The organism is Chromobacterium sp. FG22, assembly GCF_057809415.1.
In genome coordinates, this window is sequence record NZ_JBMDJX010000068.1 from 1 (window position 1) to 2,070 (window position 2,070).

The window sequence follows — 2,070 nt, forward strand, 5'->3', positions numbered from 1 at the left end:
CGCGCCGGCGGCCAGCTGACGCTGGGCGGCGGCGCCGTCAGCGTCAATACCAAGGGCCTGACGCTGCCGCTGATGGTCAGCTTCAATCCGCCGCAGACCCAGGCCGCCCAGCTCTTGCTGTCCTACCGGAGCAAGGGCAGCCAGGGCGCCTGGACCCAGGCGGCGCTGAGCCGCAACGCCCAGGGCCAGTTCGCTTTGAACGCCGACGCGCTGGCCGCCGGCGACTACGAGTACCGCTACCAGCTGGCCGACGCCCAGGGCGCCTTGCTGACCGGCGCCGACGGCGCGGCGCTGGACGTCAGCGGCTATCTGCGCCGCCACAGCGGCGTCGACAGCGCCCGCCTCAACTGGGTGATCACCGGCACCAGCCAGAGCGAGCACAACATCATTCGCCGCCAGCAGTACAACGCCTTCGGCGAAGTGAGCAGCGAAACCGACGGCCGCGACAACACCACCACCTTCGAGTACAGCGCCTTCGGCCAACTGCTGGCCAAGCAAGACCCGCAAACCGTGATCGTCGCGGCCGGCGACAAGGCCCCGCCGCCGGTGCGCACCCAGTACCGTTACGACGCGCTGGGTAATCTGGTGGCCACCGTCGACGCCAACGGCCAGCTCAACCGCCAAAGCTGGCTGGCCGGCGGCGAACGGGGCCAGGGCAAGAGCGGCGGCGAGGCGCACGCCGACGGCGGCGTCAAGCAACTGGGCTATGACGTGTTCGGCAATCTGCGTGTCAGCGTCGACGAAATCGGCCGCCGCAGCGATTACCGCTACAACGCCAACAACCAGCTGATCCGTCAGGACCGCGCCGTGCGCGCCGACGGCCGCCGCGGCTACGACGAATACGACTACGACAGCGCCGGCCAGCGCATCGCCCACCGCAGCACCAGCGACGGCAAGGACAGTCTGGCCGACACCACCCAGTACGACAGCCTGGGCCGGGTGCTGGCCACCGTCAGCGCCGCCGGGCGCCGGGTGAGCTACCGCTACCAGTGGGACGCCGCCATCGCCGGGGCCGGCGGCATCGTCGTCGGCGGCTGGCGCAGCGTCAAGACCGACGCCAACGGCCGCAGCCAGACCGACGACGTCAGCCTGTTCGGCCATAAGGTGGCCCATGTCGACCTGGGCAACCACCGCTTCAGCTACCGTTACAACCATGCCGGCCAGGTGGCCGAACAGAGCGGCAGCACCGGCCAGCGCATCACTTACCAGTACTACGGCAACGGCTATCTGAAGAGCCTGTCCGACCACGCGCTGGACAGCTACACCCTGTACGAATACGACAACGACGGCAACAAGACTTTTGAAGGCTATACCAGCCTCAACAGCCAGAGCCGCGAGTTCTATCAGTACGCCGACATCCAGTACGACGCGCTGGGCCGGGTCACCCAGATCAAGGATCCTAAATTCCTGATCACCTACCGCTACGACGCGGTCGGCAACCGCATCAACGTCAACAGCGTCTACCACGACGGCGTCGACGGCCAGAAGCGGACCCAGGATTACTGGTACCGTTACGACAGCATGAACCGCTTCGTCACCACCAAGGGCAGCAAGATCGACGGCCAGATCAGCCGCGGCCCCCAGGGCGGCGACGGCGTCGACATCCTCTACAACGCCGCCGGCGAACGGGTGCAGGCCATCAACGCCTCTGATGGAACCACCGAGACCTACAGCTACAGCGCCGATGGCTATCTGGAGAGCACCCGCATCAACGGCAAGCTGGCCTCCCAGCGCGACAACGACCTGCTGGGACGCGCCACCGCTTACCGCCAATACCGCTGGAACGGCGACGGCGGCGTCAGCAGCCAGACCCAGTCCCGTTACGACGCCGACCACAAACTGCTGCAGCAAACCCGGGACGGCGCTAGCACCACCTACAGCCTGATGGCGGACGGCACCGTGGCCAGCAGCGCGCAGAGCAGCAGCGGCACCACCACCACCAGCTATTACGGCTATGAATGGTGGGACGAAGCCAAGCAAAGCACCATCACCGCCCAGCCGTACAACAAGGACGCGCCGGGTTGGCAGCCGGGCTACTCCCATCTGCGCTACAACGTCAACGGCCACCTG

The 2,070-nt window shown here is 67.0% G+C and carries 1 protein-coding gene; it reads left to right on the forward strand.

The features are described 5' to 3' along the window. On the forward strand, window positions 1-2,070 hold a 2,070-nt coding region (locus ACODSD_RS24720), incomplete at both ends, for a hypothetical protein (protein ID WP_488878603.1).